General features: G+C 70.6%; 16 protein-coding genes. 7 read left to right on the forward strand and 9 right to left on the reverse strand.

Annotated features, from left to right (window positions below; translation table 11 throughout):
- Positions 1 to 96: 96 nt before the first annotated feature.
- From AB0A63_RS40025 to AB0A63_RS40035, 3 genes are read right to left on the reverse strand one after another with little or no spacing between them, the layout of a single operon-like run.
- Positions 97 to 894, reverse strand: a complete 798-nt coding sequence (locus AB0A63_RS40025; RefSeq protein WP_360401886.1) for an ABC transporter permease — start codon at positions 892 to 894, stop codon at positions 97 to 99.
- A gap of 9 nt (positions 895 to 903) precedes the next feature.
- Complete coding sequence (locus AB0A63_RS40030; protein WP_360401889.1) at positions 904 to 1,827, reverse strand: ATP-binding cassette domain-containing protein; 924 nt, start codon at positions 1,825 to 1,827, stop codon at positions 904 to 906.
- Entirely contained in the window at positions 1,820 to 2,428 is a 609-nt protein-coding gene (locus AB0A63_RS40035) for a TetR family transcriptional regulator (RefSeq protein WP_360401892.1), read from the reverse strand. Before AB0A63_RS40035 ends, AB0A63_RS40030 begins: the two co-directional genes overlap by 8 nt.
- 253 nt (positions 2,429 to 2,681) lie before the next feature.
- On the opposite strand from AB0A63_RS40035, the gene AB0A63_RS40040 reads away from it, so the two are divergent.
- The 6 genes from AB0A63_RS40040 (at position 2,682) to AB0A63_RS40065 (ending at position 15,916) form a co-directional block, all read left to right on the forward strand.
- Complete coding sequence (locus tag AB0A63_RS40040; RefSeq protein ID WP_360401895.1) at positions 2,682 to 3,089, forward strand: single-stranded DNA-binding protein; 408 nt, start codon at positions 2,682 to 2,684, stop codon at positions 3,087 to 3,089.
- A gap of 262 nt (positions 3,090 to 3,351) precedes the next feature.
- Positions 3,352 to 5,028 carry an energy-dependent translational throttle protein EttA gene (ettA, locus tag AB0A63_RS40045; RefSeq protein ID WP_360401898.1) on the forward strand — a complete coding sequence of 559 codons (1,677 nt, stop codon included), beginning with the start codon at positions 3,352 to 3,354 and terminating at the stop codon, positions 5,026 to 5,028.
- Positions 5,029 to 5,046: 18 nt separating this feature from the next.
- A complete protein-coding gene (locus AB0A63_RS40050) occupies positions 5,047 to 9,471 on the forward strand; it encodes a hypothetical protein (RefSeq protein ID WP_360401901.1) in 4,425 nt (1,474 codons plus the stop codon).
- Positions 9,472 to 9,805: 334 nt separating this feature from the next.
- A complete protein-coding gene (locus AB0A63_RS40055) occupies positions 9,806 to 14,746 on the forward strand; it encodes an NAD-glutamate dehydrogenase (RefSeq protein WP_360401904.1) in 4,941 nt (1,646 codons plus the stop codon).
- Positions 14,747 to 14,865: 119 nt separating this feature from the next.
- Positions 14,866 to 15,297, forward strand: coding sequence for a thioesterase family protein (locus tag AB0A63_RS40060; protein ID WP_360401907.1), 432 nt, complete (start codon positions 14,866 to 14,868; stop codon positions 15,295 to 15,297).
- Positions 15,290 to 15,916, forward strand: coding sequence for a hypothetical protein (locus tag AB0A63_RS40065; protein ID WP_360401910.1), 627 nt, complete (start codon positions 15,290 to 15,292; stop codon positions 15,914 to 15,916). Before AB0A63_RS40060 ends, AB0A63_RS40065 begins: the two co-directional genes overlap by 8 nt.
- Before the next feature lie 4 nt (positions 15,917 to 15,920).
- On the opposite strand, the gene AB0A63_RS40070 is transcribed toward AB0A63_RS40065, so the two are convergent.
- The 5 genes from AB0A63_RS40070 to AB0A63_RS40090 form a co-directional block, all read right to left on the reverse strand.
- Complete coding sequence (locus AB0A63_RS40070) at positions 15,921 to 16,796, reverse strand: EamA family transporter (RefSeq protein WP_360401913.1); 876 nt, start codon at positions 16,794 to 16,796, stop codon at positions 15,921 to 15,923.
- 49 nt (positions 16,797 to 16,845) lie between these two features.
- Positions 16,846 to 18,438 carry a glycoside hydrolase family 13 protein gene (locus tag AB0A63_RS40075; RefSeq protein WP_360401916.1) on the reverse strand — a complete coding sequence of 531 codons (1,593 nt, stop codon included), beginning with the start codon at positions 18,436 to 18,438 and terminating at the stop codon, positions 16,846 to 16,848.
- Positions 18,439 to 18,495: 57 nt separating this feature from the next.
- Positions 18,496 to 18,879: a globin gene (locus AB0A63_RS40080; RefSeq protein WP_360401919.1), complete on the reverse strand. Its 384-nt coding sequence runs from the start codon at positions 18,877 to 18,879 to the stop codon at positions 18,496 to 18,498.
- A 151-nt stretch (positions 18,880 to 19,030) separates the two neighbouring features.
- Complete coding sequence (locus AB0A63_RS40085) at positions 19,031 to 19,861, reverse strand: mechanosensitive ion channel family protein (RefSeq protein WP_360401931.1); 831 nt, start codon at positions 19,859 to 19,861, stop codon at positions 19,031 to 19,033.
- A gap of 95 nt (positions 19,862 to 19,956) precedes the next feature.
- On the reverse strand, positions 19,957 to 22,053 hold the full coding sequence (locus tag AB0A63_RS40090; RefSeq protein WP_360401922.1) for a prolyl oligopeptidase family serine peptidase: 2,097 nt from the start codon (positions 22,051 to 22,053) through the stop codon (positions 19,957 to 19,959).
- A gap of 247 nt (positions 22,054 to 22,300) precedes the next feature.
- Between AB0A63_RS40090 and AB0A63_RS40095 the strand changes: the two genes are divergently transcribed.
- Complete coding sequence (locus AB0A63_RS40095; protein ID WP_360401925.1) at positions 22,301 to 22,873, forward strand: HNH endonuclease; 573 nt, start codon at positions 22,301 to 22,303, stop codon at positions 22,871 to 22,873.
- 19 nt (positions 22,874 to 22,892) lie between these two features.
- Here AB0A63_RS40095 and AB0A63_RS40100 read toward each other — a convergent pair whose 3' ends face one another.
- The gene (locus AB0A63_RS40100) at positions 22,893 to 23,510 is read right to left on the reverse strand and encodes a DUF2345 domain-containing protein (RefSeq protein WP_360401928.1); all 618 of its coding nucleotides are present in this window, start codon (positions 23,508 to 23,510) and stop codon (positions 22,893 to 22,895) included.
- Positions 23,511 to 23,999 lie beyond the last annotated feature (489 nt).

Genomic DNA, 23,999 nt, shown 5'->3' on the forward strand with positions numbered 1-23,999 from the left:
GTGTGCCGATGGGATGCGTCAGACACATCCACTCCGCCCGGAGGTCCTCCCATGTTCAACCCGACACGCCGTCAACAACCTGATTAGTCACTACAACTAGAGCGACAACGGCCTGCGGAAGCCGCGGACCGCGAAGAACGCTCCGATGGCGGCGATCACGCCGCTCGTGACCAGTGCGCCGGCCACGCCCGTGACGGGGTGGGCGAGTGCGAGGCTGCGGGCGGCGTCGACCGCGTAGGTCAGCGGGTTGATCTTGGCGACCGCCTGCAACCAGCCCGGCAGGCCGTTGATCGGCACGAACGCGCTGGACGCGAACATCAGCGGGAACATTGCGAGGAAGCCGACGGTCTGCATCAGCTCGGCCTTGCGCACCCACGCCGCGATCGCGATGAACACCCAGCTCAGCGCCCATCCCACGACCAGGGCGAGCCCCAGCGCCGCGAGCGTGCCGAGCACACCGCCATCGGGCCGGAACCCGAACACCAGCACGCCGAACGCGATCATCAGCACGAGCTGGAACGCGGTCCGCACGGCATCGGAGAGGTTGCGTGCCAACAGAACCGTGCTGGGCCTGATGGGCAGCGAACGGAACCGTGCGAGCACACCGTTCGACATGTCCTGCACGAGCCCGATGCCGGACGCGAGAGAGGACTGCATCGCGGTGTTCACGAGGATCGCGGGCAGCAGGAAGTTGATGTAGCTCATGCCCGGCGGGAAGTTCGCCGTCGAGGTGATGCTGCTGAAGATCTGGCTGAACAGCGTCAGCATGATCAACGGCTGCAGGATGCTGAAGAACACCAGCGCGGGCGTGCGCAGCAGTGCGCGCAGCGAACGGCCGGTCAGCACGAGAACCTGTGTCGGGTAGCTGCTGCCGTGCCAGGTCAATGTCGCCATGATTTCCCCCTAGTTCGCGGCGAGCGTGAGGTAGACGTCGTCCAAAGTGGGCTCTTTGAGGCCGATCTCGTGTGCCTCCAAGCCGTTGTCGTCCAACGCGCGCACGACCGTCGCAAGGTCGCGTGAGGCGCTGACGGGAGTGGTGAGCGTGAGGCCTTCTGCGACCGGGTGGAGGCCGACCGAGGTGATCGCCCGCACTGCGGTGTCCACATCGGACGCCGAGTCGAGCGTCACGGTCACCGTGCGCTGGCCGACCTGGGCCTTGAGCTCCGCGGACGTGCCGGACGCGACGACCTTGCCGTGGGACAGCACGGTGATCGAGTGGGCGAGCCGGTCGGCCTCGTCCAGGTACTGCGTCGTGAGCAGCACGGTCGTGCCGTCCGCGACGAGCTTCTCGACGATCTCCCACATCGCGAGGCGGCTGGCCGGGTCGAGACCGGTGGTCGGCTCGTCCAGGAACAGCACCTCGGGGCGGCCGACCAGCGACGCGGCCAGGTCGAGGCGGCGCCGCATGCCGCCGGAGTAGGTCTTGGCGTTGCGCCTGGCCGCGTCGGTGAGGTCGAACTGCTCCAGCAGCTCGTCCGCGCGCTGGTGGGCCTGCCGTCCGCTGGCACCGAGCAGGCGTGCGATCAGCACGAGGTTGTCGTGGCCGCTCAGCTGTTCGTCGACGGCGGCGAACTGGCCGGTGAGGCCGATCCGGCTGCGCACCTCGTGGCCCTGCTTCACGACGTCGAAGCCGGCGACCCGCGCGTCGCCACCGGTGGGCGGCAGCATGGTCGTGAGGATGTTGACCAGCGTGGTCTTGCCGGCGCCGTTGTGGCCGAGCAGGCCCAGCACGGTGCCCTTCCTGGCGGTGACGCTCACGCCGTCGAGCGCGGTCACGTCACCGAACTTCTTGCTGACCTCGTGGGCCTCGATCATGAGCTCACTCATCTGTTCCCCCTTTGAGCGCGCCGTGCAGGAAGAGCTCGACGATGGCGGCGGGTTCGGCTTCTGTCTCGCCGAAGCCCGCGCCCATGCGGTTGGTGAAGACGGCGCCGAGCAGCATCCGCCCGGCGAGGTCGGGGCTGACGCGCAAATCCGCGTCGCCGAAGAGCTCCGCGACCGCGTCCGACAGCTGCTGCATGCCGATGGGCGGTCCCTTGTGCTTCTTGTGGTCTTCGTCGTGCGGTCGGTAACCCGTCTCGCGCAACGTGCCGATGAGGCCCCACATGCGGTCCAGGTAGCCGCTGAACGTGGCGACCCCCGCGGTCAGGCGTTCCTCCAGCGGTGCGTCCGCCGGGATCGCCGCGAGCCGGGCGACCTCCTCGTCGGAGTGCAACGCGCGCTGGACGCACGCGTCCAGCAGCTCCGCCTTGTCCCTGAAGACGCGGAACACCGTGCCCTCCGCGATCCCGGCCGCGGCGGCGATCTGGCTGGTGGTGACGTTCGCGCCGGCCTTGACGACGAGCGGCAGCGTCGCCTGGACGATCGCTTCGCGGCGGTCTTCCGGGCTCATCGCGGGGGCACGGCGGCGGCGTGGTTCCTCTGGCACGTCCGCCACTGTATGAGTGAGTACTCACTCATGTCAATGAGTGGGCACTCACTCACTCGCGCGGGTCGAGTGGCGCACTAGCACACGGGGCCGACAATTCCCCGGTCCGAGGCGGTTCAAGATCCCGACCTGTCCACAACCCGCGAGTAGTCCACAGATCCCCGTCCACGCCACCACCCCGCCCCGCCGCCGGAGCAACCTGGACCCGCAACCCCTCGACCTGGAGGCGAGTCCCATGGCCTGGAATTCCACCGTGATCACCGTTGTTGGCACCGTGGTCGGCGACGTCAGCCACCGCGTCGGCGAGGACGGCAGGAGCAACGCCTTCTTCCGCATCGCCTCGACCGAGCGCCGGTACAACACCGCGATCGGCGACTGGGAGGACGGCGAGACCCTGACGCTCGGGGTCACGTGCTGGCGCAAGCTCGCCGACACCGTGCGCACCGCGGTCGGCAAGGGCGATCCCGTGGTGGTCCAGGGCCGGCTCCGGACACGGGTCTACGAGAAGGACGACCAGAAGAAGACCGTGCTGAACGTGGACGCGAGCACCATCGGGCTCGACCTCAGCCGGGTCCAGTCCCTGGGCGCCGCCACCGTCGTAGAACCGCGAGTGAGCGAAGATCTCGCGGGGAACCCGGCCGTGGCGACCGCACCGTTCTGATCTTGCGCCGATCGGGGCAACTCGTACCGGAGTTCGGGAACCCGCACGATCCGGCGGCACCGCCGGAGATGATGTACGCACTGCGATCCGAGAAGGAGGGAAGCTCGTAGACCGGGCCGACGAGGACCGATCGCCGAGGGTCGTTCACGTTCGAATGGAATGAGCTGGTCACCGTCTCGCGTGCCGCTCGATCCGGACCTGGACACCTGCTTGTCGGCGACCGAGGTCAACGGCCTCCGGGCACCGCTCTACGATCGCCGCCATGGCCGAGTTCATCTACACCATGAAAAAGGTGCGCAAGGCGCACGGTGACAAGGTCATCCTCGATGACGTCACGATCATGTTCTACCCCGGCGCGAAGATCGGTGTGGTCGGTCCCAACGGCGCCGGCAAGTCGAGCGTGCTCAAGATCATGGCGGGGTTGGACACGCCCAATAACGGCGAGGCGTACCTGTCGCCCGGCTACACCGTGGGCATCCTCCAGCAGGAGCCGCCGCTCAACGAGGAGAAGACCGTCCTCGGCAACGTCCAGGAGGGCCTGGGCGAGATCAAGGTGAAGCTCGACCGCTTCAACGAGATCGCCGAGCTGATGGCGACCGACTACTCCGACGAGCTGATGGAGGAGATGGGCAAGCTCCAGGAGGAGCTCGACCACGCCGACGCGTGGGACCTCGACTCCCAGCTGGAGCAGGCGATGGACGCCCTGCGCTGCCCGCCCCCGGACGCCGACGTCACCAAGCTCTCCGGTGGTGAGCGCCGCCGCGTCGCGCTGTGCAAGCTGCTGCTGAGCAAGCCCGACCTGCTGCTGCTCGACGAGCCCACCAACCACCTGGACGCGGAGAGCGTCCTGTGGCTGGAGCAGCACCTCGCGCAGTACGCCGGCGCCGTGCTCGCCGTGACCCACGACCGGTACTTCCTGGACAACCTGGCCGAGTGGATCCTCGAGATCGACCGCGGCCGGACCCACCCGTACGAGGGCAACTACTCCACCTACCTGGAGAAGAAGGCCGAGCGGCTCGCGGTCCAGGGCAAGAAGGACCAGAAGCTGCAGAAGCGCCTCAAGGACGAGCTGGAGTGGGTGCGCTCCGGCGCCAAGGCCCGCCAGGCCAAGTCCAAGGCGCGTCTCGACCGCTACGAGGAGATGGCGGCCGAGGCGGAGAAGACCCGCAAGCTCGACTTCGAGGAGATCCAGATCCCGCCGGGCCCGCGTCTGGGCAGCGTCGTGGTCGAGGTCGACAAGCTGAAGAAGGGCTTCGGCGACCGGGTCCTGATCAACGACCTGTCGTTCACGTTGCCGCGCAACGGCATCGTCGGCGTCATCGGTCCGAACGGCGTCGGCAAGACGACGCTGTTCAAGACCATCGTCGGTCTCGAGGAGCCGGACGCCGGCACCGTGAAGGTCGGCGAGACGGTCCTGCTGTCCTACGTCGACCAGAACCGCGGCGGCATCGACCCGAAGAAGAACGTGTGGGAGGTCGTGTCCGGCGGGCTCGACTACATCCACGTCGGCAACGTCGAGATGCCGTCCCGCGCGTACGTCAGCGCCTTCGGCTTCAAGGGTCCTGACCAGCAGAAGCCCGCGGGTGTGCTGTCCGGCGGTGAGCGCAACCGCCTGAACCTCGCGCTCACGCTCAAGCTCGGCGGCAACCTGATCCTGCTGGACGAGCCGACGAACGACCTGGACGTCGAGACCCTGGGCTCGCTGGAGAACGCGCTTGAGCAGTTCCCCGGCTGCGCCGTGGTCATCTCCCACGACCGGTGGTTCCTCGACCGCGTCGCCACGCACATCCTCGCGTGGGAGGGCACGGACGAGGACCCGTCGAAGTGGTACTGGTTCGAGGGCAACTTCGAGGGGTACGAGAAGAACAAGCTCGAGCGCCTGGGTGCCGACGCCGCGAGGCCGCACCGCGTCACCTACCGCAAGTTGACACGGGACTGAGAGGGCAACGGCGACGTCGTGGCGGCGAGGGGCGAGACGCAGGCGAACGTCGAGGTGAGCACGCTGGCCGTGCCCGCCTGGCGGCTGCGTTGGCGGGCACCGGAGCTCGCTCTGGTGCTGGGTGAGCGCGTGCTGGCGCTCACCTCCGCTCGTCAGGACGACGCCGAGCGGTTGCGGGCCGAGGCGCTCGTGGTCTTCGCGGGCAACCGCGTGGGCCGCGGCGTCCGGGTCGCCGACCGGGCACTCGACGCGCTGAAGGCGGCCGAGGCCGCCGGGGACCAAGAGACGGCGTGGCTGCTGCGGGTCGAGCTGGCGGCGTGCGCGCGTGCCGTGGGCGCGCCGCTGACCGGGTTCGCAGCCGTCATGCCCGTCCTGGAGGCGGCGGACGTGCCCGCGGAGCTGCGGGCGTCCGCTCTCGTGCAGGCCAGCGAGTGCCTGGTCACCGTCGGCCGCGGCGACGAGCCGACCCGCGCGCTCGCCGAGGCCGACCAGCTCTACGTCGCCGACACCGAGCTCGACGAGGACATGCGGCTGGTGCTGCGCGGTCTCATCCGCGCCGTGCAGGCCGCGCAGCACCGCCGGTGGGGCGACATCGCCGCCGCCATCGGTGCCGCACGCGAAGGCCTCGACCTGCTGAGCCGGCTCGCCGACCAGTCAGCGGACAGCGGCCAGGCGCACGGCCGGCTGACGCTGGAGCTGGCGCTCGCGTTGATGGACGCGAACCGCATGCTCGACGCGACCGAGGTCGGCGCCCCACTGCTCGACCGCCCGGTGCGCGCACCGGGCGCCTCCACCGCGGGCTGGCTCCGCCTGGCCCTCGCCACGCGGGTGCACCTGCCCGCCGGCCGGGTCGCCGTGGCCCGCGACATGCTGCGCGACGCCGCGACCAGCGCCGAACGCCACCAGCTCGACACGGTGCTCGCCGAGAGCCTGCTGGCGCTGGCGCACGTGCACGAGGTGGCCGGTGACCTCGCCGACGCGCTCACCAACCTCCGTTCCGCCCACGCCGCGGAACGCCGCCGTGCCCGCGCCGTCTACGCCGTGCGCGCCCGGTTCGCCGCCGAGTTCTCCGGCGTCCACCGCCAGCCCGCCGACCTGCACCGGCAGCTCGCGGACCTGCTCCGCCCGATCGAGGGCATGACCAGGCCCGCCGACGGCCTCCTGCCCGCCGCCCTGAAGCAGCAGCTCCGGCAGTGGCGCCCGGTCCAGGTCCGCAAGGCGGACGGCCTGAAGGTCAAGCGGGCACGCCGGGCTGCCGAAGACATGACCGTGGAGGGTTTGTCCGCGGCACGAGCACACGCCGCCGATCGCTGGCGCTTGGTCCAGCCCTTCGGCGAGCCCGGCGACAAGACGCCGGACCCGGTCGAGCCGCCACCCGTCTCCGAGCGCACGGTTCCCGCGTCCGGTCTCATCGCCTCGGCCGGCGCCATGGTCAGCGGCCGCCGCCGTGCCGCCCGCGTTGCCGCCGGCGAGATCGAGGACACACCTGCCGCCGCCACCGAGGTCATCCCCGTCATCCCCGCGTCGCCCGAGGATGCCCCGTCGGCGAATCCCGCGCCGGCCGAGCCGCAGCTGAGCGCCGACCAGGAGCGCAAGCGCAAGGTCGAGCAGCAGCTCATGGAGTTGCAGCGCGAGGCCCGCCGCCAGATCGAGGCAGAACGCGCGGCGCGCGCCGAGGAGCGCGCCAAGGTCGAACGCGAGGCCCGCCAGGCCGCCGAGGAGGCCGCCCGCCAGGAGGCTGCCCGCCAAGAGGCCGCTCGCCGGGAGGCTCAGCGCCGGGAAGCCGCGCGGCAAGAGGCGGCCCGCCAGCAAGCTGCTCGGGAGGAAGCCGCCCGGCAGGAGGCGGCCCGTCAGGAGGCAGTCCGTCAGGAGGCGGCCCGTCAGGAAGCCGCGCGGGAGGAAGCCGCTCGCCAAGAGGCGGCCCGGCAGGAGGCGGCTCGCCAGGAGGCGGCTCGCCAGGAGGCGGCGCTTCAGGAGGCCGCTCGCGAGGTCGCCGCCCGTGAGGCTGCCCGCGTCGAAGCTGCCCGAGCCCAGGCCGCCCGCGTGGAAGCGGCTCGGCAGGAGGCCGCCCGCCTGGAAGCAGCGCGCCAGGAGGCTGCGCGTCAAGAGGCCGTGCGCGAAGAAGCCGCGCGTCAGGAAGCCCTCCGCGCCTCCGCGGAACGCGAGGAGGCCGCACGGCAGGAGGCTGCGCGCCACGAGGCAGCAAGGCAGGAGGCGGCCCGGCAGGAGGCGGTGCGGCACGAGTCCGCTCGTCACGAGGCTGCGCGGCAGGAGATACCGCGGCAGGAGGCAGCGCGGCAGGAGATACCGCGGCAGGAGGCAGCGCGGCAGGAGATACCGCGGCAGGAGGCAGCGCGGCAGGAGGCAGCGCGCCGGGAAGCGGCCCTTCACCAGGGTTCGCACCAGGAGAGTGCGGGCCAGGAAGCCGCTCTCAAGGGTGCTGCTCGCGCGGCCGCCGACAGCGACACCGCCGGTGGCGACACCGCTTATCCGGACACCGCATCTCCGGACGGCACGGCCTCCGGGGTCGGCGTCGCGGACCCCGACCGCCAGGCCACCCTGCGCACCAGGTCGCCGTTCGCGCAGCCGCCGTTCGTGCCCTCCTCGCAGGAGGAGAGCGTCCTCGACAAGCTCAAGGCGCAGGGCCTGCGCGCCGGTGGTCGCCGCCGTGCCCCCGACGCCACCCGTTCGGCGCCGGTCGAGTCCGAGGCGGACGCCCCGTCGTGGCGCGTCGACCCCCCGAACCGGCTGCGCGACGAGCGCGTTCCCGGCTACTCCGCAGACGCTGCGGACCCCGGTACGTCCCAGTCCTTCTTCGCGGACCTTTCCACGAGTCCGCCCGCGCAAGCGGCCTCCGATGAGCCGTCAGGCCCTCCGGAGACCACCGGCCCGAACCTCTTCGGCGACCCCGACCAGCCGGACCGCACCGCCCGCCCCGGCCTGGCGGCGGCCTTCTCCCGCCCGCCGGCCGCTCCCGACTTCGGTCCGCACGTCGACGACCCGGCCTACCCGCTCTTCACCCCGGCATCAGGCTTCCCGGCGGCCGAGCCGACACCGCCCCCGGCCCCCGAACCGGCTGAGCCGGACCTGGACCCGCAGGACCTGGACCTGCCGGATTTGAGCCTGCCGGACCTGAAGCTGCCCGAGCTCACGCTGCCGGAACTCGACTTCAGCTCCCTCGACCTCGGTGACCTCGCGGCGCGCTCGCAGTCCGCCAAGCCCGACTGGTCGACGTCCTCGATCCCGGACCCGGAGCCCGCCGAGCCGCCCGACCCCTCCCAGCCCCGCCCCACCCCGGAGCACGAGCCGGAGCCGGTGCCGCCCGTCCCGGACCCGGTGCCGTCCGTCCCCGTGCCGGACGAGGTCCCGCGGCCCTCCGAGCCGGACCTGCTGACGAACACGTTCCTGAGCGCTGCCGACGTCGATGACGACCTAGCCGACCTCCCGACCGCTCCCGTCCAGCTCCACCCCGACGCGCACACGGCCCGGACCCCGCGCTCCGCCGGGTTCTCGTCCACAGTTGCCGCACCGTCGGAGCAGAGCTTGGGCGAAACGGCAGGACCGGGCGTCGAGGCCGACCCCGCCGCGGCGACCGAGGCCGTCGGTTCGCCCGCTCCGGTGGAGGACACGCCCGCGAAGCCGTCGAACGGCCGCCCGAGCAGCCGCCGCAAGCCGAGTGACCTGAGCCTGGCCGACCTGCTGGCCGAGGCCCTGGTCGCCTACGAGACCGGTCGCCGCGAGGACGAGGAACAGTTCCAGGCCGCCGACCTGGCCACTGAGGACTGGTCGACCGTGGACGGTGACCAGCCGACGCCCGCAGTGCCGCTCGGCCAGGACGAGCCGCAGCCGGGCCTCCCGTCCACGCAGGACCGGACACCGCCCGCGTTTCCGCTGATCCCGGACCAGCCGCTGGCAGAGGGCTACCCGCTGATCCCGGACCAGCCGACCGGTGCTCCGGCACCGGGTGAGTCCGGCTTGCCGTTCATCCCCGGCCAGCCGCTGCCGCCCGACCTGGCGCTGCCCCAGCTCCCGGTACCGGAACCCTCCCTGGGCCAGGAGCAGCCCCTCCCGTCCGGCGACGGTGCGCCGTTCGGCTCCGGTCAACCGTCGTTCGCCGACCAGCCGTTCGTCCCCGGCCACCTGCTGGGCTCCGGGCAGCAGTTCGGCGCGGAGCCGTCGTTCGGCTCGCCCGCGCCGCAGTTCGGGGCGAACGCGCAGTTCGGTCTGCCCGCGCTGCCCTCGACCGAACACCCCGTCCCGGCCGCGGACACGTCGGGGAACCCGCCCACGACCCCGCCCGGCGGCCTGTCGGTCGAGGCCAGCCGCGAGGAGACCACGGGCCCGATCGTCCCCGTGGGCACCGCGTCGGAGGAAGAGACCACCGGCCCGATCCGTCGTGTTCAGACCGACGGTGTTGGCGGCTGGACCCTGCCGGGTACCTAGGTCCGGCGAGAACAGATCCACTCAGGACTGCCGGGAGGACCCGGCGGTCGGTGGAAGGCCGCGCCGAACAGGTCGGCGGTGGTGCGCCGGCCCGGTTGTGAGAGGTGCGGAATGAGACGGAGGAACGGAGGTGTGGCGAGTGTCGCTCGTGCACGTCGTGGGATTGCGTCCACCATGCGGAATGCCTTGGGATCACTGGTGAAGTGACTCGATTCAGCCCTCGATTCAGTGGTTCGACAGTGCCCCTCCCGTTGCCGGTGACGGCCGCCACCCCATCTAGGGTGGAGGCGGACCCGGCACACAGAGGTGCCGGATAGCGTGGAGTCGCCTGAAGATGACCTCGACTGGAGCCCCGACCCGAACCGACGACGTCTCCGCGGTGACCACCGCGGACGGCGGCAGTCGACCGGCCAGTCCTGAGCAGGTCCGTGACGAGCTGATCGAACGGGCCGCCGCCAATGCCCCCGAACTCGCTGATCTGATCCGCCTGTTCTACCGCCACGTGCCCGCCGAGGAAGTCAACGACGACGACCCGGTGGACCTGGTCGGTGCGGTGCGGTCGAACTACCGGCTGGCCGAGAGCCGCGTGCCCGGGAGGGCAGCGGTCAGGATCTTGAACCCGACCCGCTCGCAGGACGGCTGGCAGTGCCCCGTCACCGTGGTGCAGGTCGTGACCGACGACATGCCGTACCTGGTCGACTCGGTCGCATCCGAGCTCACCCGCGGCGGTCTGCAGGTGCAGCGGGTGGTGCACCCGATCGTCGTGGTGCGCCGCGACCCGGTGACCGGTGAGCGCCTGGAGGTGCTGCCGACCGCGGACCCGGCCGATCCGCCGGCCGACGCGCTCGCCGAGTCGTGGATGAACATCGAGGTCGACCTCATCACCGATGCCGACCGGGCGCGGGAGCTGGAGTCCCGGCTGCTGTCGGTGCTGACCGACGTCCGCGAGGTCGTCGAGGACACCGACCGGATGGCGTCGACGGCGTTGCAGCTGGCCGACGAGCTGGACAAGGGCGCCTCCGACGAGGCGTCCGCGGATGCCGCGAAGCTCCTGCGGTGGCTCGCGGACGGGCACTTCACGTTCATGGGCTACCGGCAGTACGAGCTCGTGCAGGAGGACGACGACCCGGCGTTGCGGGCCGTGCTCGCGAGCGGGCTCGGGGTGTTGCGGCAGGACAGCCTCGCCGCGCGGAGCCTCACCGAGGGGCCGGACAACGGCGCGCAGGCGCTGAGCCCGAACCCGCTGGTGCTGACGCAGGCGAGTGCGCAGAGCAGCGTGCACCGCAGCGTCTACCCGTACTACGTGGGCGTGAAGACGTTCGACGGTGCCGGCAACGTGACCGGGGAGCACCGGTTCCTCGGCATCTTCAGCACCACGGCGTTGCACGAGGACGTGCTGGACATCCCGGTGATCGAGCGCCGGGTGCGCGACGTGATCCACCGCGCGGGCTTCCCGCTGCAGTCCTACTCGGGCCAGCGGATGCTGGAGGTGATCCAGAACTACCCGCGCACCGAGCTGTTCTCGGTGGACGAGGAGTGGCTCTACCAGACCACGACGGGGGTCATCGCCCTCGCGGAACGCCGCCGGCTGCGGCTGTTCCTGCGGCGCGACCCGTACGGCCGGTTCTTCTCCTGCCTGGTCTACCTGCCGCGCGACCGCTACACGACGACGAGCCGGCTGGCGATGCAGGAGGTGCTGCTCGCGGAGCTGGGCGGGCTGAACCTGGAGTACAGCGCGCGCATCGGCGAGTCGGCGCTGGCGCGGGTGCACTTCATGGTGCACACGGACCCGCACCGGACGCTGGAGCCGGACACGCACGCGATCCAGCTGAAGCTGGCCGAGGCCATCCGCAGCTGGGACGACCGCATGGTCGAGGCCGTCGTCGGCGACGACCTGGGCGCCGAGTCGGCCACGGAGCAGGGCCAGCGGTTCGCCGCGGTCTTCCCGGAGGCCTACAAGGAGGACTTCCCCGCCTCCACGGGCCTGGAGGACTACCGGCGCATCGAGGCGCTCGTGCAGGGCGACCTCGACATGGTGTTCTACGTGCCCGAGAACGCCGAGCCGGGGGAGCGGCGCTTCAAGCTGTTCGTGACCGGCGACGGCATCACGCTCTCGGACGTGCTGCCGATGCTGCAGCGCATGGGCGTGATCGTGGTCGACGAACGGCCGTACGAGATCGCGCGCGAGGACGGCGTGCAGTGCTGGATCTACGACTTCGGCCTGCGCATCGACAAGGCCGCGCTGTCGCAGCTGTCCGAGGCCGGCCTCGACAACGTGCGGGTGCGGTTCCAGGACGCGTTCGCCGCCGTCTGGCGCGGCGAGGCCGAGGTCGACCGGTTCAACTCGCTGGTGCTGCAGGCCGGGCTGACCTGGCAGCAGGCCGCGATGCTGCGCGCGTACGCGAAGTACCTGCGGCAGGCGGGCACGCCGTACTCGCAGGACTACATCGAGGACGCGGTGCTCAGCCACACGAGCGTGGCGATCGCGCTGGTCGCGTTGTTCGAGGCGCGGTTCGACCCGCGGCTCGACGACGCCACGCGCACCGACCGCACCGAGACCATGGTCGTCGAGACCGGCAAGCTGATCGACGACGTGACGAGCCTCGACGCGGACCGGATCCTGCGCAGCCTGCTCACGCTGATCAACGCCACGCTGCGGACGAACTACTTCTTCCGCGACGCCGACGGCAACGCCCGGCCGTACCTGTCGGTCAAGCTCGACCCGCAGGCCATCCCGGACCTGCCGGCACCGCGGCCGAAGTTCGAGATCTTCGTGTACTCGCCGCGGGTCGAGGGCGTGCACCTGCGCTTCGGCAGCGTCGCCCGCGGTGGTCTGCGCTGGTCCGACCGCCGCGAGGACTTCCGCACGGAGGTACTCGGCCTGGTCAAGGCGCAGGCCGTGAAGAACGCGGTGATCGTGCCGGTCGGCGCGAAGGGCGGGTTCGTGGTCAAGAAGCCGATCGCCCCGACGGGCGACCCCGGCATCGACCGAGAGAACTTCATGTCCGAGGGCATCGCCTGCTACAAGATGTTCATCTCGGGCCTGCTCGACCTCACCGACAACCTGATCAACAACGAGGTCGTGCCCGCGCCGCAGGTCGTGCGCTACGACGCCGACGACACCTACCTGGTCGTCGCCGCGGACAAGGGCACCGCGACGTTCTCCGACATCGCCAACGGCGTGTCGCAGAGCTACGGCTTCTGGCTCGGTGACGCGTTCGCCTCCGGTGGCTCCATCGGCTACGACCACAAGGCCATGGGCATCACGGCCAAGGGTGCGTGGGAGAGCGTGAAGCGCTCGTTCCGCGAGCTGGGCCTCGACACCCAGACCGAGGAGTTCACGGTCGTCGGCATCGGCGACATGAGCGGTGACGTGTTCGGCAACGGCATGATGCTGTCCGAGCACATCCGGCTCGTGGCCGCGTTCGACCACCGGCACATCTTCATCGACCCGAACCCGGTGGCGGCCACGTCGTTCGCCGAGCGGGTGCGGCTGTTCTCCGTGCCGCGCTCGTCGTGGGACGACTACGACCGCTCGCTGATCAGCGAGGGCGGCGGCGTCTTCCCGCTCACGGCGAAGTCGATCTCGATCTCCGAGCAGGCCCGCGTCGCGCTGGGGCTGCCGGAGGGCGTGCAGAAGCTGTCCCCGCCGGAGCTGAAGAAGGCCATCCTGCTCGCGCCGGTCGACCTGCTGTGGAACGGCGGCATCGGCACGTACGTGAAGGCGTCCATCGAGTCGCACGCCGACGTCGGCGACAAGGCGAACGACTCGATCCGCGTCAACGGCGCCGACCTGCGGGTCAAGGTCATCGGCGAGGGCGGCAACCTGGGGCTGACCCAGCGCGGCCGCATCGAGTTCGCGCGCACCGGCGGCAAGGTCAACACCGACGCGCTCGACAACTCCGCCGGCGTCGACTGCTCCGACCACGAGGTCAACATCAAGATCCTGCTGGACCACCTGGTCCGGGAAGGCTCGCTGGAGCAGCAGCAGCGCAACGAGGTCCTCGCCGAGATGACCGACGAGGTCGGCCGGCTCGTGCTGGCGGACAACTACTCGCAGAACAACGTGCTGGGCGTCAGCCGGGCGCACGCCGCCCCGATGCTGTCGGTGCACGCGCGGCTCACGGCCGACCTGGAGGCCCGCGGCGCGCTGAGCCGCCAGCTGGAGGCGCTGCCGAGCCCGGCGGAGTTCAAGGCGCTGGAGAAGGCGGGCGAGGGCCTCACCTCGCCGGAGCTCGCGACGCTGCTCGCGTTCACGAAGCTCACGCTGAAGGAGGAGCTGCTCGCCAGCGACATCCCGACGATCGACACGTTCACCCGCAAGCTGCCGGACTACTTCCCGAGCCTGCTGCGCGAACGCTTCGGCGCCGCGATCCCGAACCACCCGCTGGCCAGGGAGATCATCACCACCGTCGTGGTCAACGAGGTCGTCGACGGTGGCGGCATCTCCTACGCGTTCCGCCTCGCCGAGGAGACGAGCGCCTCGGCCACGGACGCGGTGCGCGCGTACGCCGTGGTCACCCAGGTCTTCGACCTGCCGTCGATCTGGCGGGAGATCGAGGCGCTGGACACCGCGGTCTCGACGGACGTGCAGGACAGCATGGTCCTGGAGACCCGCCGCCTGCTCGACCGGGCGTCGCGCTGGCTGCTGTCGAACCGCCCGCAGCCGCTCGCGGTGGGCTCGACGATCAGCCGCTTCCGCGGCGTGGTGGAGCAGCTGAGCCCGTCGGCCTTCGACCTGCTGCAGGGCAAGGAGCTGGCGGTCGTCGCGGGCAAGGCCGAGCGGTACGTCGAACAGGGCGTTCCCGCGGAGCTGGCCCGCAAGGTCGCCGCGCTGCTCTACATGTACGGCCTGCTCGACGTCACCGAGATCGCCGAGCTGGCCGAACGCGAGTTCGGCCCGACCGGCGGAGCGGGCCCGGAGCGCACCCACCGGGAGACGGCCGAGCTGTACTTCGCGCTGTCCGACCACCTCGACATCGACCACATGCTGGACTCGGTGACGAGCCTGGAACGCGGCAACCGCTGGCACGCGCTGGCCCGGCTCGCGCTGCGCGACGACTTCTACACGTCGCTGCGGGCCATCTCGGTCGACGTGCTGAGGGCGAGCGACGAGGACGACACGGCGGCCGAGAAGATCGCCAAGTGGGAGCAGGCCAACGCCTCGCGCCTGGCCCGTTCCCGCGGCGCGCTGGAGGAGATCAACCGGGTCCACCAGCTCGACCTGGCCACGCTCTCCGTCGCCGCGCGGCAGGTGCGGAGCATGGTCCGCTAGCAGGCACGGACGACAGGGGCGCCGCGGAGGAGTTCTCTCCGCGGCGCCCTCGCCGTTCCACCCGTTCCGCGAGGGGACTCGCTCGTGATGCGGCCGGGTTTGCTCGGTAGGGTCCGTGCATGGGTGTCTTCGTCACTGGTGTGCGGCCGCGGTGGTCGGACATGGATGCGTTCGGTCACATCAACCACGCGAAGACGGTGACACTGCTGGAAGAAGCCCGCATCGAGCTGCTGTTCACCGAGGCCGCCCGCCACGGGGTCAAGGAGATGGCCGAGGGCATGGTCGTGGCGCGGCTGGTGGTCGACTACCTCGCGCCGATCGTGTTCACCGGCGAGGAGATCGTCGTGGAGATGTCGGTGCGCGAGCTGCGGTCGGCGTCCTTCACCCTCGACTACGTGGTGCGGAGCGGCCGGGAAACGGGTAGCCCGGTGGTCGCCAAGGCGGAGACGCTGATGGCTCCCTACAACTTGACGACTGCGCGCCCGCGTCGTCTGACCGAGGCCGAACGCGACTTCCTCGCGGGTTGGCGTGCCGGAGGTAACGGTGCCTGAGCTGGTGTTGGCCGACGCGGCCGAGAGAGACGACCTCGGCGCGTTCGCCGCGCGCGCGGTGCGGCTGGACGGGCAGACGGTGGTGCGTCTGCGCAACCGCGACGAGGAGCTGCTGGACGCGTGGGTGGCGACGCCGTTCGACACGCTGGCCACGCGGACCGTTGCGGGGCAGGCGAACCCGGCGGACGTCACGGTGGCCGGGTCGGAGCTGCTGACCGGACTCGCGGTGATGCGCGACGAGCGCATCGACCCGGGACCGGCCAAGGACCTGATGTGGCGCTCGGCCCTGCCGCCCGCGGAGGGCTGGCTGCTGGTGGACCGGTTACCGGTCGAGGTCGTCGCGAAGCTCGCGGACGAGGGCGTCGAGGTGGCGCGGGAGAACACCGGCCCGCAGGGCACGCCACCGGCCTCGCTGCTGGACCAGGTCGTGCTGACGGTGACCGGGTCCGGGCTGGACGTGAAGATCCCGCTGCGGTGCCTGTTCGCGTTGTCCGGCATGGGTTTCCTCGGCGAGGACGGCGAGGTGCGAGTGACCGCGACGGACTCGTGGCTGCGGATCGACGCGCGCTACGGGGCCGTGGTGCGGCGCCGGCACTCGATGCTGCCGCTGATCGTCTGACCCGCTACCGGCGGTCGAGGGCGACCTCCGGCCGGGCGGGCAACGCCAGCAACGACAGCCCGCCGAGCACCAGCAGCCCGCCGGCGACCGTGGCCGCGGTGATCTCCTCACCCAGCACCAGCACTCCCAGCGCGGTCGCCACGACCGGCTCGGCGAGCGTCAGCGTGGCCACGGTCGCGGCGGGCAGCACCTTGAGCCCGGCACCGAACAGCAGGTACGCCACCACCGTGGGCACCAGCGCCAGGTACAGGGCGATGCTGATGCCGCCGGTGGAGTCGAGGCCGCCCGGCCACCGCCAGATGAGCATCGGCACCAACACCAGCGCACCCACGCCGAACATGAGCCCCATCGCGCCGTGGGAACGCTGGCCGTGCGCGATCAACCGCGACCCGGCCACCGTGTAGACGCCGTACCCGAGCCCGGCCAGCAACGACGCCGCCACCCCGAGCCACGACACACCGGTGCCGCCGCCGGTCAGCACCGCCACGCCCGCGACCGCCAGCGCCGTGGCGGCCAGCCAGCGCGCCGACGGCGTCCTGCGCGTGCTCAGCCACTCGACGATGCCCGCCCACACGGGCCCGGAGCCCAGCGCCACGACCGTGCCGACCGCGACCCCGCTCAGCCGCACACCGGTGAAGAACCCGATCTGGAAGGCGACGACCCCGACCGCTCCCGCGACCACGACGGGCCACGAGAAGCGGGTGCCGCGGTAAGCGCCCGACACCTGGGCGACGGCGAACAGGACCGCCCCGGCGAGCACGACGCGGGCAGCGCCCACCGCGAGCGGGTCGAGGCCACCGGGACCGAGCTCCTGCGCGGTCCCGGTCGTGCCGAACAGGACGGCGGCGGCGAGGACGGCGAGGACTCCACGGGAACGCACGCCCGCCATCCTCACCGGCCCCGCCGCCGCGGTCGAACGAATTGCGGTGTCAGACCAGCCACACGGCGGTGTCCGGCGGCAGCTGGTCGCCGTCCATCGGACCGGACGACAGCAGCACCCGGCCAGGGGGCAGCGGCACGGACGCGCCCGAGGTGTTCAGCGCGCAGATCAGCCCGCCGCCCTTGCGCCGGAACGCGAAGCAGCCCGCCGGGGCGCCGTACCACTCGAGCTCGTTGCCACCGAACGCCGGCGACGTCTTGCGGTGCTCCAGGGCCTCCCGGTACAGCGAGAGCATCGAGCCGGGGTCCTCCAGCTGCGCCTCCGCGGTGAGGTGGTCCCACTCGTTCGGCTGCGGCAGCCAGGTGTTGACCGCGGTCGAGAAGCCGAACGGCGGGGCGGTGCCCTCCCACGGGATCGGCACCCGGCAGCCGTCGCGGCCGCGTTCGGTGTGGCCGGAGCGCTCCCAGGTCGGGTCCTGCAGGGCCCAGTCCGGCAGCTCGACGTTGGGCAGGCCCAGCTCTTCGCCGTTGTACAGGTAGATCACGCCGGGCAGGGCCAGCTCGACCAGCGTCATCGCCCGCGCGCGCTGCTCGCCCAGCGCACCGCCGCCGTAGCGGGTCACGTGCCGCACCACGTCGTGGTTGGACAGCGTCCACGCCGCGGGCGTGCCGCTCAGGGCCACCGCGGCCAGCGTGTGCTCGATCGCCGAACGGACGGCGTCGGCGTCGAAGCCGGCCTCGACCAGGCGGAAGTTGAAGCCCAGGTGCAGCTCGTCGGGGCGGACGTAGGCGGCGAAGCGCTCGTCGTCCTTCACCCAGATCTCGCCGACGGCCATGGTGCCGGGGTAGCCGTCCATGACCTTGCGGATCATGCGGTGGATCTCGTGCACGCCCTCGTTGTCGAACCGCGGGTCGTGCGCGTCGTCGCTCAGCACGCCCGGCGCCTGCGGGCGGATGTCCATGTCCGGCAGGCCCTCCGGCTTGGCCATGCCGTGCGCCACGTCGATGCGGAAGCCGTCGACACCGCGGTCGAGCCAGAACCGCAGCGTCTGCTCCAGGTCGGCGCGGACCTCCGGGTGCTCCCAGTTCAGGTCGGGCTGCTCGGGCGCGAACAGGTGCAGGTACCACTGGCCGTCCGGCACGCGGGTCCACGCGGGACCACCGAAGACCGACGTCCAGTTGTTCGGCGGCTGCGAGCCGTCGAAGCCGCGGCCCTCGCGGAAGATGTAGCGGGTGCGCTCCATGCTGCCTGGACCGGCCTGCAGGGCCTCCTGGAACCACTCGTGCAGGTCGCTCGTGTGGTTCGGCACCAGGTCGACGGTCACCCGGATGTTGTGCTCGTGCGCGTCCGCCACCAGCCGGTCGAACGCGGCCAGGTCGCCGAACAACGGGTCCACGTCGCGCGGGTCGGCCACGTCGTAGCCGTGGTCGGCCATGGGGGAGCGGTAGAACGGGGTGAGCCACAGGGCGTCGACACCGAGCAGTTCGAGGTAGCCCAGGCGGGACCGGATGCCGTCGAGGTCGCCGACGCCGTCGCCGTTGGAGTCGGCGAAGGAACGCACGTAGACCTGGTAGAAGACGGCGTCACGCCACCAACCGGACTCTTCGGCGATCTCGGGGCTGAGGTCGGAGGATCGTCGCACGGGGGGTCATCCTGCCATTCGTGTCGCTGCGTAAGGACCCGATCGGGTGATGGGCGATCAAGACCAGCTGTTCATCAGGCTGTTCGCGGCCATCTCCAGGTAGTCCCAGAGCTGCTTGCGGTGGGCCTCGTCGAGTCCGGCCTCGTCGACGGCGACCCTCATGCAGCGCAGCCACGCGTCCCGCTCGACCGGTCCGATCGTGAACGGCACGTGCCGCATTCGCAGCCGGGGGTGTCCCCGGTTCTCCGAGTACGTGTGCGGGCCGCCCCAGTACTGCATCAGGAACAGCCGCAGGCGCTCCTCCGCAGGTCCGAGGTCCTCCTCCGGGTAGAGGGGGAGCAGGACGTCGTCGGACTTCACCTCGTGGTAGAAGCGCGCGACGATGCGGCGGAACGTCTCCTCGCCGCCGACCTGTTCGAAGAAGCTGACCGGGTTGCCCACACACCCATCCTGACTCACGCGCGTGCGCGCGTGCAGGGCGCCCCGCCTGTTGTCTCGGTCATAGGCCTGTGAACTGGTACGACACCGGGTGATCACCGTCTCGAATGCGTGTTCTACCTCACCCGGCATCCAGGTTTGAACCCGGGCCCGCCTACTTCGCGGTGAAGCCGGCTTCCTCCAGCGCGGGCATGAGCTGCGCGCGCAGGTTGCGCTGGACCGCCCACTGGCGGCCGGGGCGCGTCTTCACGGTGACCCGCAGGGTGATGCCCTCCGGCGTGAACTTCTCGACGCCGAGCACGTCCGGTTTGGCCGTGATGTCGTTCTTCAACGGCTCCTTGTCGGCCGCGTCGGCGGCTCGGCGCTCCAGCACCTTGGTCGCCTCGGCGAGGTTGGCGCCGTAGCTCAGCGGCAGGTCGACGACCGCGACCGCGAAGCCCTGCGACGAGTTGCCGACGCGCAGGATCTCGCCGTTGCGGACGTACCAGACGGTGCCACCTGTGTCGCGGATCGTGGTGGTGCGCAGGGCGACCGCCTCGACGGTGCCGGTGATGGACGGGCCGAGGTCGACGACGTCGCCGACGCCGTACTGGTCCTCCATCAGCATGAACATGCCGGACAGGAAGTCCTTGACGAGGTTCTGGGCGCCGAAGCCGATCGCGACGCCCAGGATGCCCGCCGAGGTCAGCACGGGCGTGATGTCGAGCGTCAGCACGATCATGATCTCGAGGAACGCGATTCCGAAGACCAGGATCGTGACGACGGACTTCAGCACGGAGCCGATCGTCTTCGCCCGCTGCTCGCGGCGCTCGGAGATCAGGTTCCCGAGCGCCTGCGGAGCACGTTCGCGCAGCGGCTTGAGCAGGCCGGGCTTCTTGCCCTCCTTGCCCGGCGTGGTGATCCGGTCGATGACCTTGCGCAGCAGGGCCCTGATCACGAACGCGGCGATCAGGATCACGAGGATCTTGACCGCGCCCGCGATGATGTCCGGCCCGTACCTGTCGAAGAACTCAACCGCCTCCGCGGTCTTGTTCGCGGCGTCATCCACCGGATTCGTCGCCAACACGTGGTCGTGCCCTCCTACAACTCCATGCCCGTGGCATTCGCGAGAAACGTCAGCTGGTCCACGGCGAGAGCCACCGTCCGGCTGACCGACCGGCCCGCGTGACCGACCTCGGTCTCGCGGCGGATCAGCACCGGGTGCTTGGTCGGATCGCTGGACGAAGCGTGCTGCAGTGCCGCGCACATCTTCCTGGCGTGGTTGGGGTCCACACGAGAATCCGACTCGAACACCGTGAACAAGACGGAAGGGTACTCAACGTCCGTTACCACTTGGTGATAAGGCGAGTAGGAGAGCAGCCAGCCCAGTTCCTCGGACACGCTCGCGCTGCCGTACTCGTCCGCCCACAGCCGCCCGAGCAGGAACTTCTCGTAGCGCACCATGTCGAGCAGTGGTGCTGAGCACACCACGGCCGCGTACAGGTCGGGCCGCTGGGTCAGCGCGGCGCCCACGAGCAGACCGCCGTTGCTGCCGCCCATGACCGACAGCTGCTGCGGGGTGGTCCACCCGGTGCGCACGAGGTGCTCGGCCGCGGCGTGGAAGTCGTCGAAGACGTTCTGCTTGTTCTGCCGCATGCCGTCGACGTGCCACTCCTCGCCCTCCTCGTCGCCGCCGCGCAACGACACGTGCACCCACACGCCGCCGGCCTCGACCCACGCGAGGGTGGTGGCGCTGTAGCCGGGGCCGCGGCCGATCGCGAAGCCGCCGTAGCCGGTCAGCAGCGCCGGGCGGGGCAGGTCGGGCTTCTGCTCGCCGCTGACGACGAACATCCGCACCGTCGTGCCGTCCTTGGACGTGTACGCGACCTGCTGCGTCGTCACCGCGGGCAGCTCGACGCGACCGGGAGCGGCCTCGTGCAGCACCGTCTGGCCGGTGGCGGCGGAGTAGCGGAACACCGAGGCGGGCGTGACGAAGTCCGTCCACCCGAACCACAGCGCGTCCTCGTCGTGGCCGGTCAGGGCGTCCACGACGGACAGACCGTGCACGGAGCCGGTGCCGGGCATGGGGACGACCTGCAGGTGCGCGCCGGTCTCGGCGTTGTGCAGGTGCAGCTCGGACACCGCGTGCCGGGTGCGCAGGACGACCAGGTCGCCGTTCAGCCAGCGCACGCCGTCGAGCACCGAGTCCGGCTCCTCGCTGATGAGCTCGGTCCACTCGGCCGGGTTCGCCGGGTCGGCCACGCACAGCCGCTGCCGGGGCGCGCCGAGGTTGGTGTGCAGGTAGAGCCGTCCGTCACGGGCGACGAACGCCGAGCACTGCGCGCCGGCGTCGGACAGGAGCACCGGGTTCAGCACCGCGTCGCCGTGCAGGTCGGCGATCCACACCGAGTCGTGCTTCAACGTGCTGGGCGCACCGCTCACGACCAGCCAGCGGCCGTCCTGCGAGACGGTGAGCGAGTAGTAGAACGTGTGCTCCAGGCCGTCGCCGTGCACGTTGAGGTCGGTCTCCGGGTCGGTGCCGACCCGGTGGCGCCACACGCGGCGGTGGAAGAGCTTCTCGTCCTCCGGCAGCAGCGCCGGGTCGAGCTGGCGGACGTAGTAGAACTCCTCGCCGCCGGGCAGCCAGCCGACGGAGGAGTAGCGGCACCGGTCGATCGGGCCCTCGACCAGCTCACCGGTGTCCACGTCGAGCACGTGCAGCAGCGAGTGCTCGTTGCCGCCGACCGACACCTGGTAGGCCAGGCGCGTGCCTTCGAGGCTCGGGGACCAGCGGTCCAGGGTGGTCCTGCCGGACGGGTCGAGCACGCTCACGTCCAACAGCACGCGCTCGGTGCCGTCGGTCTCGCGCACGACGACGACCGGGTGGTCCTGCTCGGGGCCGCGGCGGGTGAAGAACGCGCGGCCGGCGCGCCAGGTCGGCGTGGACACCGAACCCGTGCGCATCAGCTCCCTCAGGCGCTCGCCCAGGCGGTCGCGGCCGGGCATCGCGTCCAGCCAGGAGCGGGCCAGCCCGTCCTGCGCCTGCGACCACGCCTCGGTGCGGGGGTCCGCGGTGTCCTCGAGCCAGCGGTAGGGGTCGGCGACCTCTCGCCCGTGGAGCTGCTCGACGAGGTTCAGCCGCTCGGCGATCGGGTACGTGATCGTCGCAGGCAGTGGTGTGGAAGGGGCTTCTGTCACCTTGGCAAGGGTAGCGGCTGTTGAAAACGATCCCCGATAGGGCGCTGGTTCACCCCGGGTTCGATCACACATCCGTGACGCGTCACTTATCACACGTGATTTTTTCCTGGTAAGTGTGGTCTCCTAGGGCTGAACCGGTGGAGGTGGTCGCGTGCCAGACCGACAACCGACCCCTATCGGCGCCTCGCCACCAGGCGAGACGGCGCCGACGGTCCCCCCATGCCGAAATCAGCCCGAGCTGCGGGCAGTGCCCGACGGGGGCCGCGACGGGGGAGGTTCCGGTCCGACGCCGGCGGTGTTCCCCTGGGGCAGACGCAAGGTCCTGCTGCTCAACGCCACGTTCGAGCCGCTCACGGCGCTGTCGCTGCGCCGGGCGGTGGTCCTGGTGGTGTGCGGGAAAGCCGAGGTCGTGCACGGTGACGCCTCCGGGCTCGTGCTGCACTCGTCGAAGTCCGAGGTGCTCGTGCCCTCGGTCATCCGGCTGAGCACCTACGTTCGCGTGCCCTACCGCGGCCGCGTGCCGATGACCCGTGCCGGGCTCATGCACCGCGACCGCTACCGCTGTGCTTACTGCGGCGGACGGGCGGAGACGATCGACCACGTCGTGCCGCGTTCGCGTGGCGGACCTCACACCTGGACGAACTGCGTCGCGTGCTGCGCGAAGTGCAACCACCGCAAGGCGGACAAGCTGCTGTCCGAACTGGGCTGGCGGTTGCGCGTCGTGCCGGCCGCGCCCCGCGGTCCGCACTGGAGACTGCTCGCGGGTGTCGCCGAGGCCGACCCGCAGTGGTTGCAGTACCTGGGTGAACCCGCGGCCTGAGCTGCCGCCCCCTGGTGGTTCAGGCCGCGAGGGTGAGCTCGTCGCGACGGGCCGTGATGCGGACCGAGTCGTCGTCGCACGCCGTGATGCGGACGGAGTCGTCGGTCGCGGTGATGCGCACCGAGTCGTCCGTGGCAGTAATCCGGACCGAGTCGTCCGTGGCCGTGATGCGCACCGAGTCGTCCGTGGCCGTGATCCTGACCGAATCGCTCGCTGTGATGCGCACGGAGTCGGTCATCGTGATACGCACCGAGTCCCCGGCCGTGATGCGCACGGAATCGGCCGCGGTGATCCGAACGGAGTCGTTCGCCGTGATGCGAACGGAGTCACTTGCGGTGATACGCACGGAATCGTCCTTGTAGCTCGGAAGAGTGACGGACAGAGCCTGGGGGCGGGTCATCGTTGACATTTCGTGTCCTCCAGGACGCTCGGGGCGGGTGCGCAAGACCCGTATAGGTGAAAAGCTAGGAGGTGGGTGTTCCGGGAACAAGACCCCAAACCGGCACCCGTTCGCCGCCGACCGGGTGAGGACTGACCGGGTGTAACCGCTGCGCCGCACGAGAGTGCTCATTGGCTCTACTGGTCGGTACGCACACGCTCCGTGACGTGAAATTCGGTCTGAAGTGATGTGCGTCATAGTGCAAACGGAGTGCTCAGGCGGAAAAATCGGGACGTTTTCCGGTGCTGTGTCACAGGAACGGCACTCGCGGGTGGTTTTGATCGGGCCCGAACGGTCCGAATCCGGTCGCCACGCCGGTGACGGTGATCGCGCCGGTGCGGTCGTACCGCTGGTCGTCCCGCATGTGGACGCGCGAGAGGACGGGACGCGGTCGTCCGGTGAGTCGTTCGTGGGATGTGGGGGTGACCGGAATGCTCGCCGAGAGGTGCAACTCGTTTGGGGCCTGACAACGTCGTCACTGCTGGTTGTCGTCGCAACAACAGCAGTGCTCTACTCCAACCAGGTCTTCCTCAAGGGCGAACCGGGTGGTTCACGGGCTCGTCCGGTGCGCGGTGCTCCCGGCTCTGCTAGCTGTAGTGACTAATCAGGTTGTTGACGGCGTGTCGGGTTGAACATGGGAGGACCTCCGGGCGGAGTGGATGTGTCTGACGCATCCCATCGGCACAC

This window comes from Lentzea sp. NPDC042327, assembly GCF_040647275.1.
Taxonomy (GTDB): Bacteria; Actinomycetota; Actinomycetes; order Mycobacteriales; family Pseudonocardiaceae; genus Lentzea.

Excerpts from the sequence above, each read along its gene's own strand:
- AB0A63_RS40030 (WP_360401889.1), bottom strand. The coding sequence starts at position 1,827 with ATGAGTGAGCTCATGATCGAGGCCCACGAGGTCAGCAAGAAGTTCGGT.
- AB0A63_RS40060 (WP_360401907.1), top strand. The coding sequence starts at position 14,866 with ATGGGTGTCTTCGTCACTGGTGTGCGGCCGCGGTGGTCGGACATGGAT.
- AB0A63_RS40025 (WP_360401886.1), bottom strand. The coding sequence starts at position 894 with ATGGCGACATTGACCTGGCACGGCAGCAGCTACCCGACACAGGTTCTC.
- AB0A63_RS40100 (WP_360401928.1), bottom strand. The coding sequence starts at position 23,510 with ATGACGCACATCACTTCAGACCGAATTTCACGTCACGGAGCGTGTGCG.
- AB0A63_RS40055 (WP_360401904.1), top strand. The coding sequence starts at position 9,806 with ATGACCTCGACTGGAGCCCCGACCCGAACCGACGACGTCTCCGCGGTG.
- ettA (WP_360401898.1), top strand. The coding sequence starts at position 3,352 with ATGGCCGAGTTCATCTACACCATGAAAAAGGTGCGCAAGGCGCACGGT.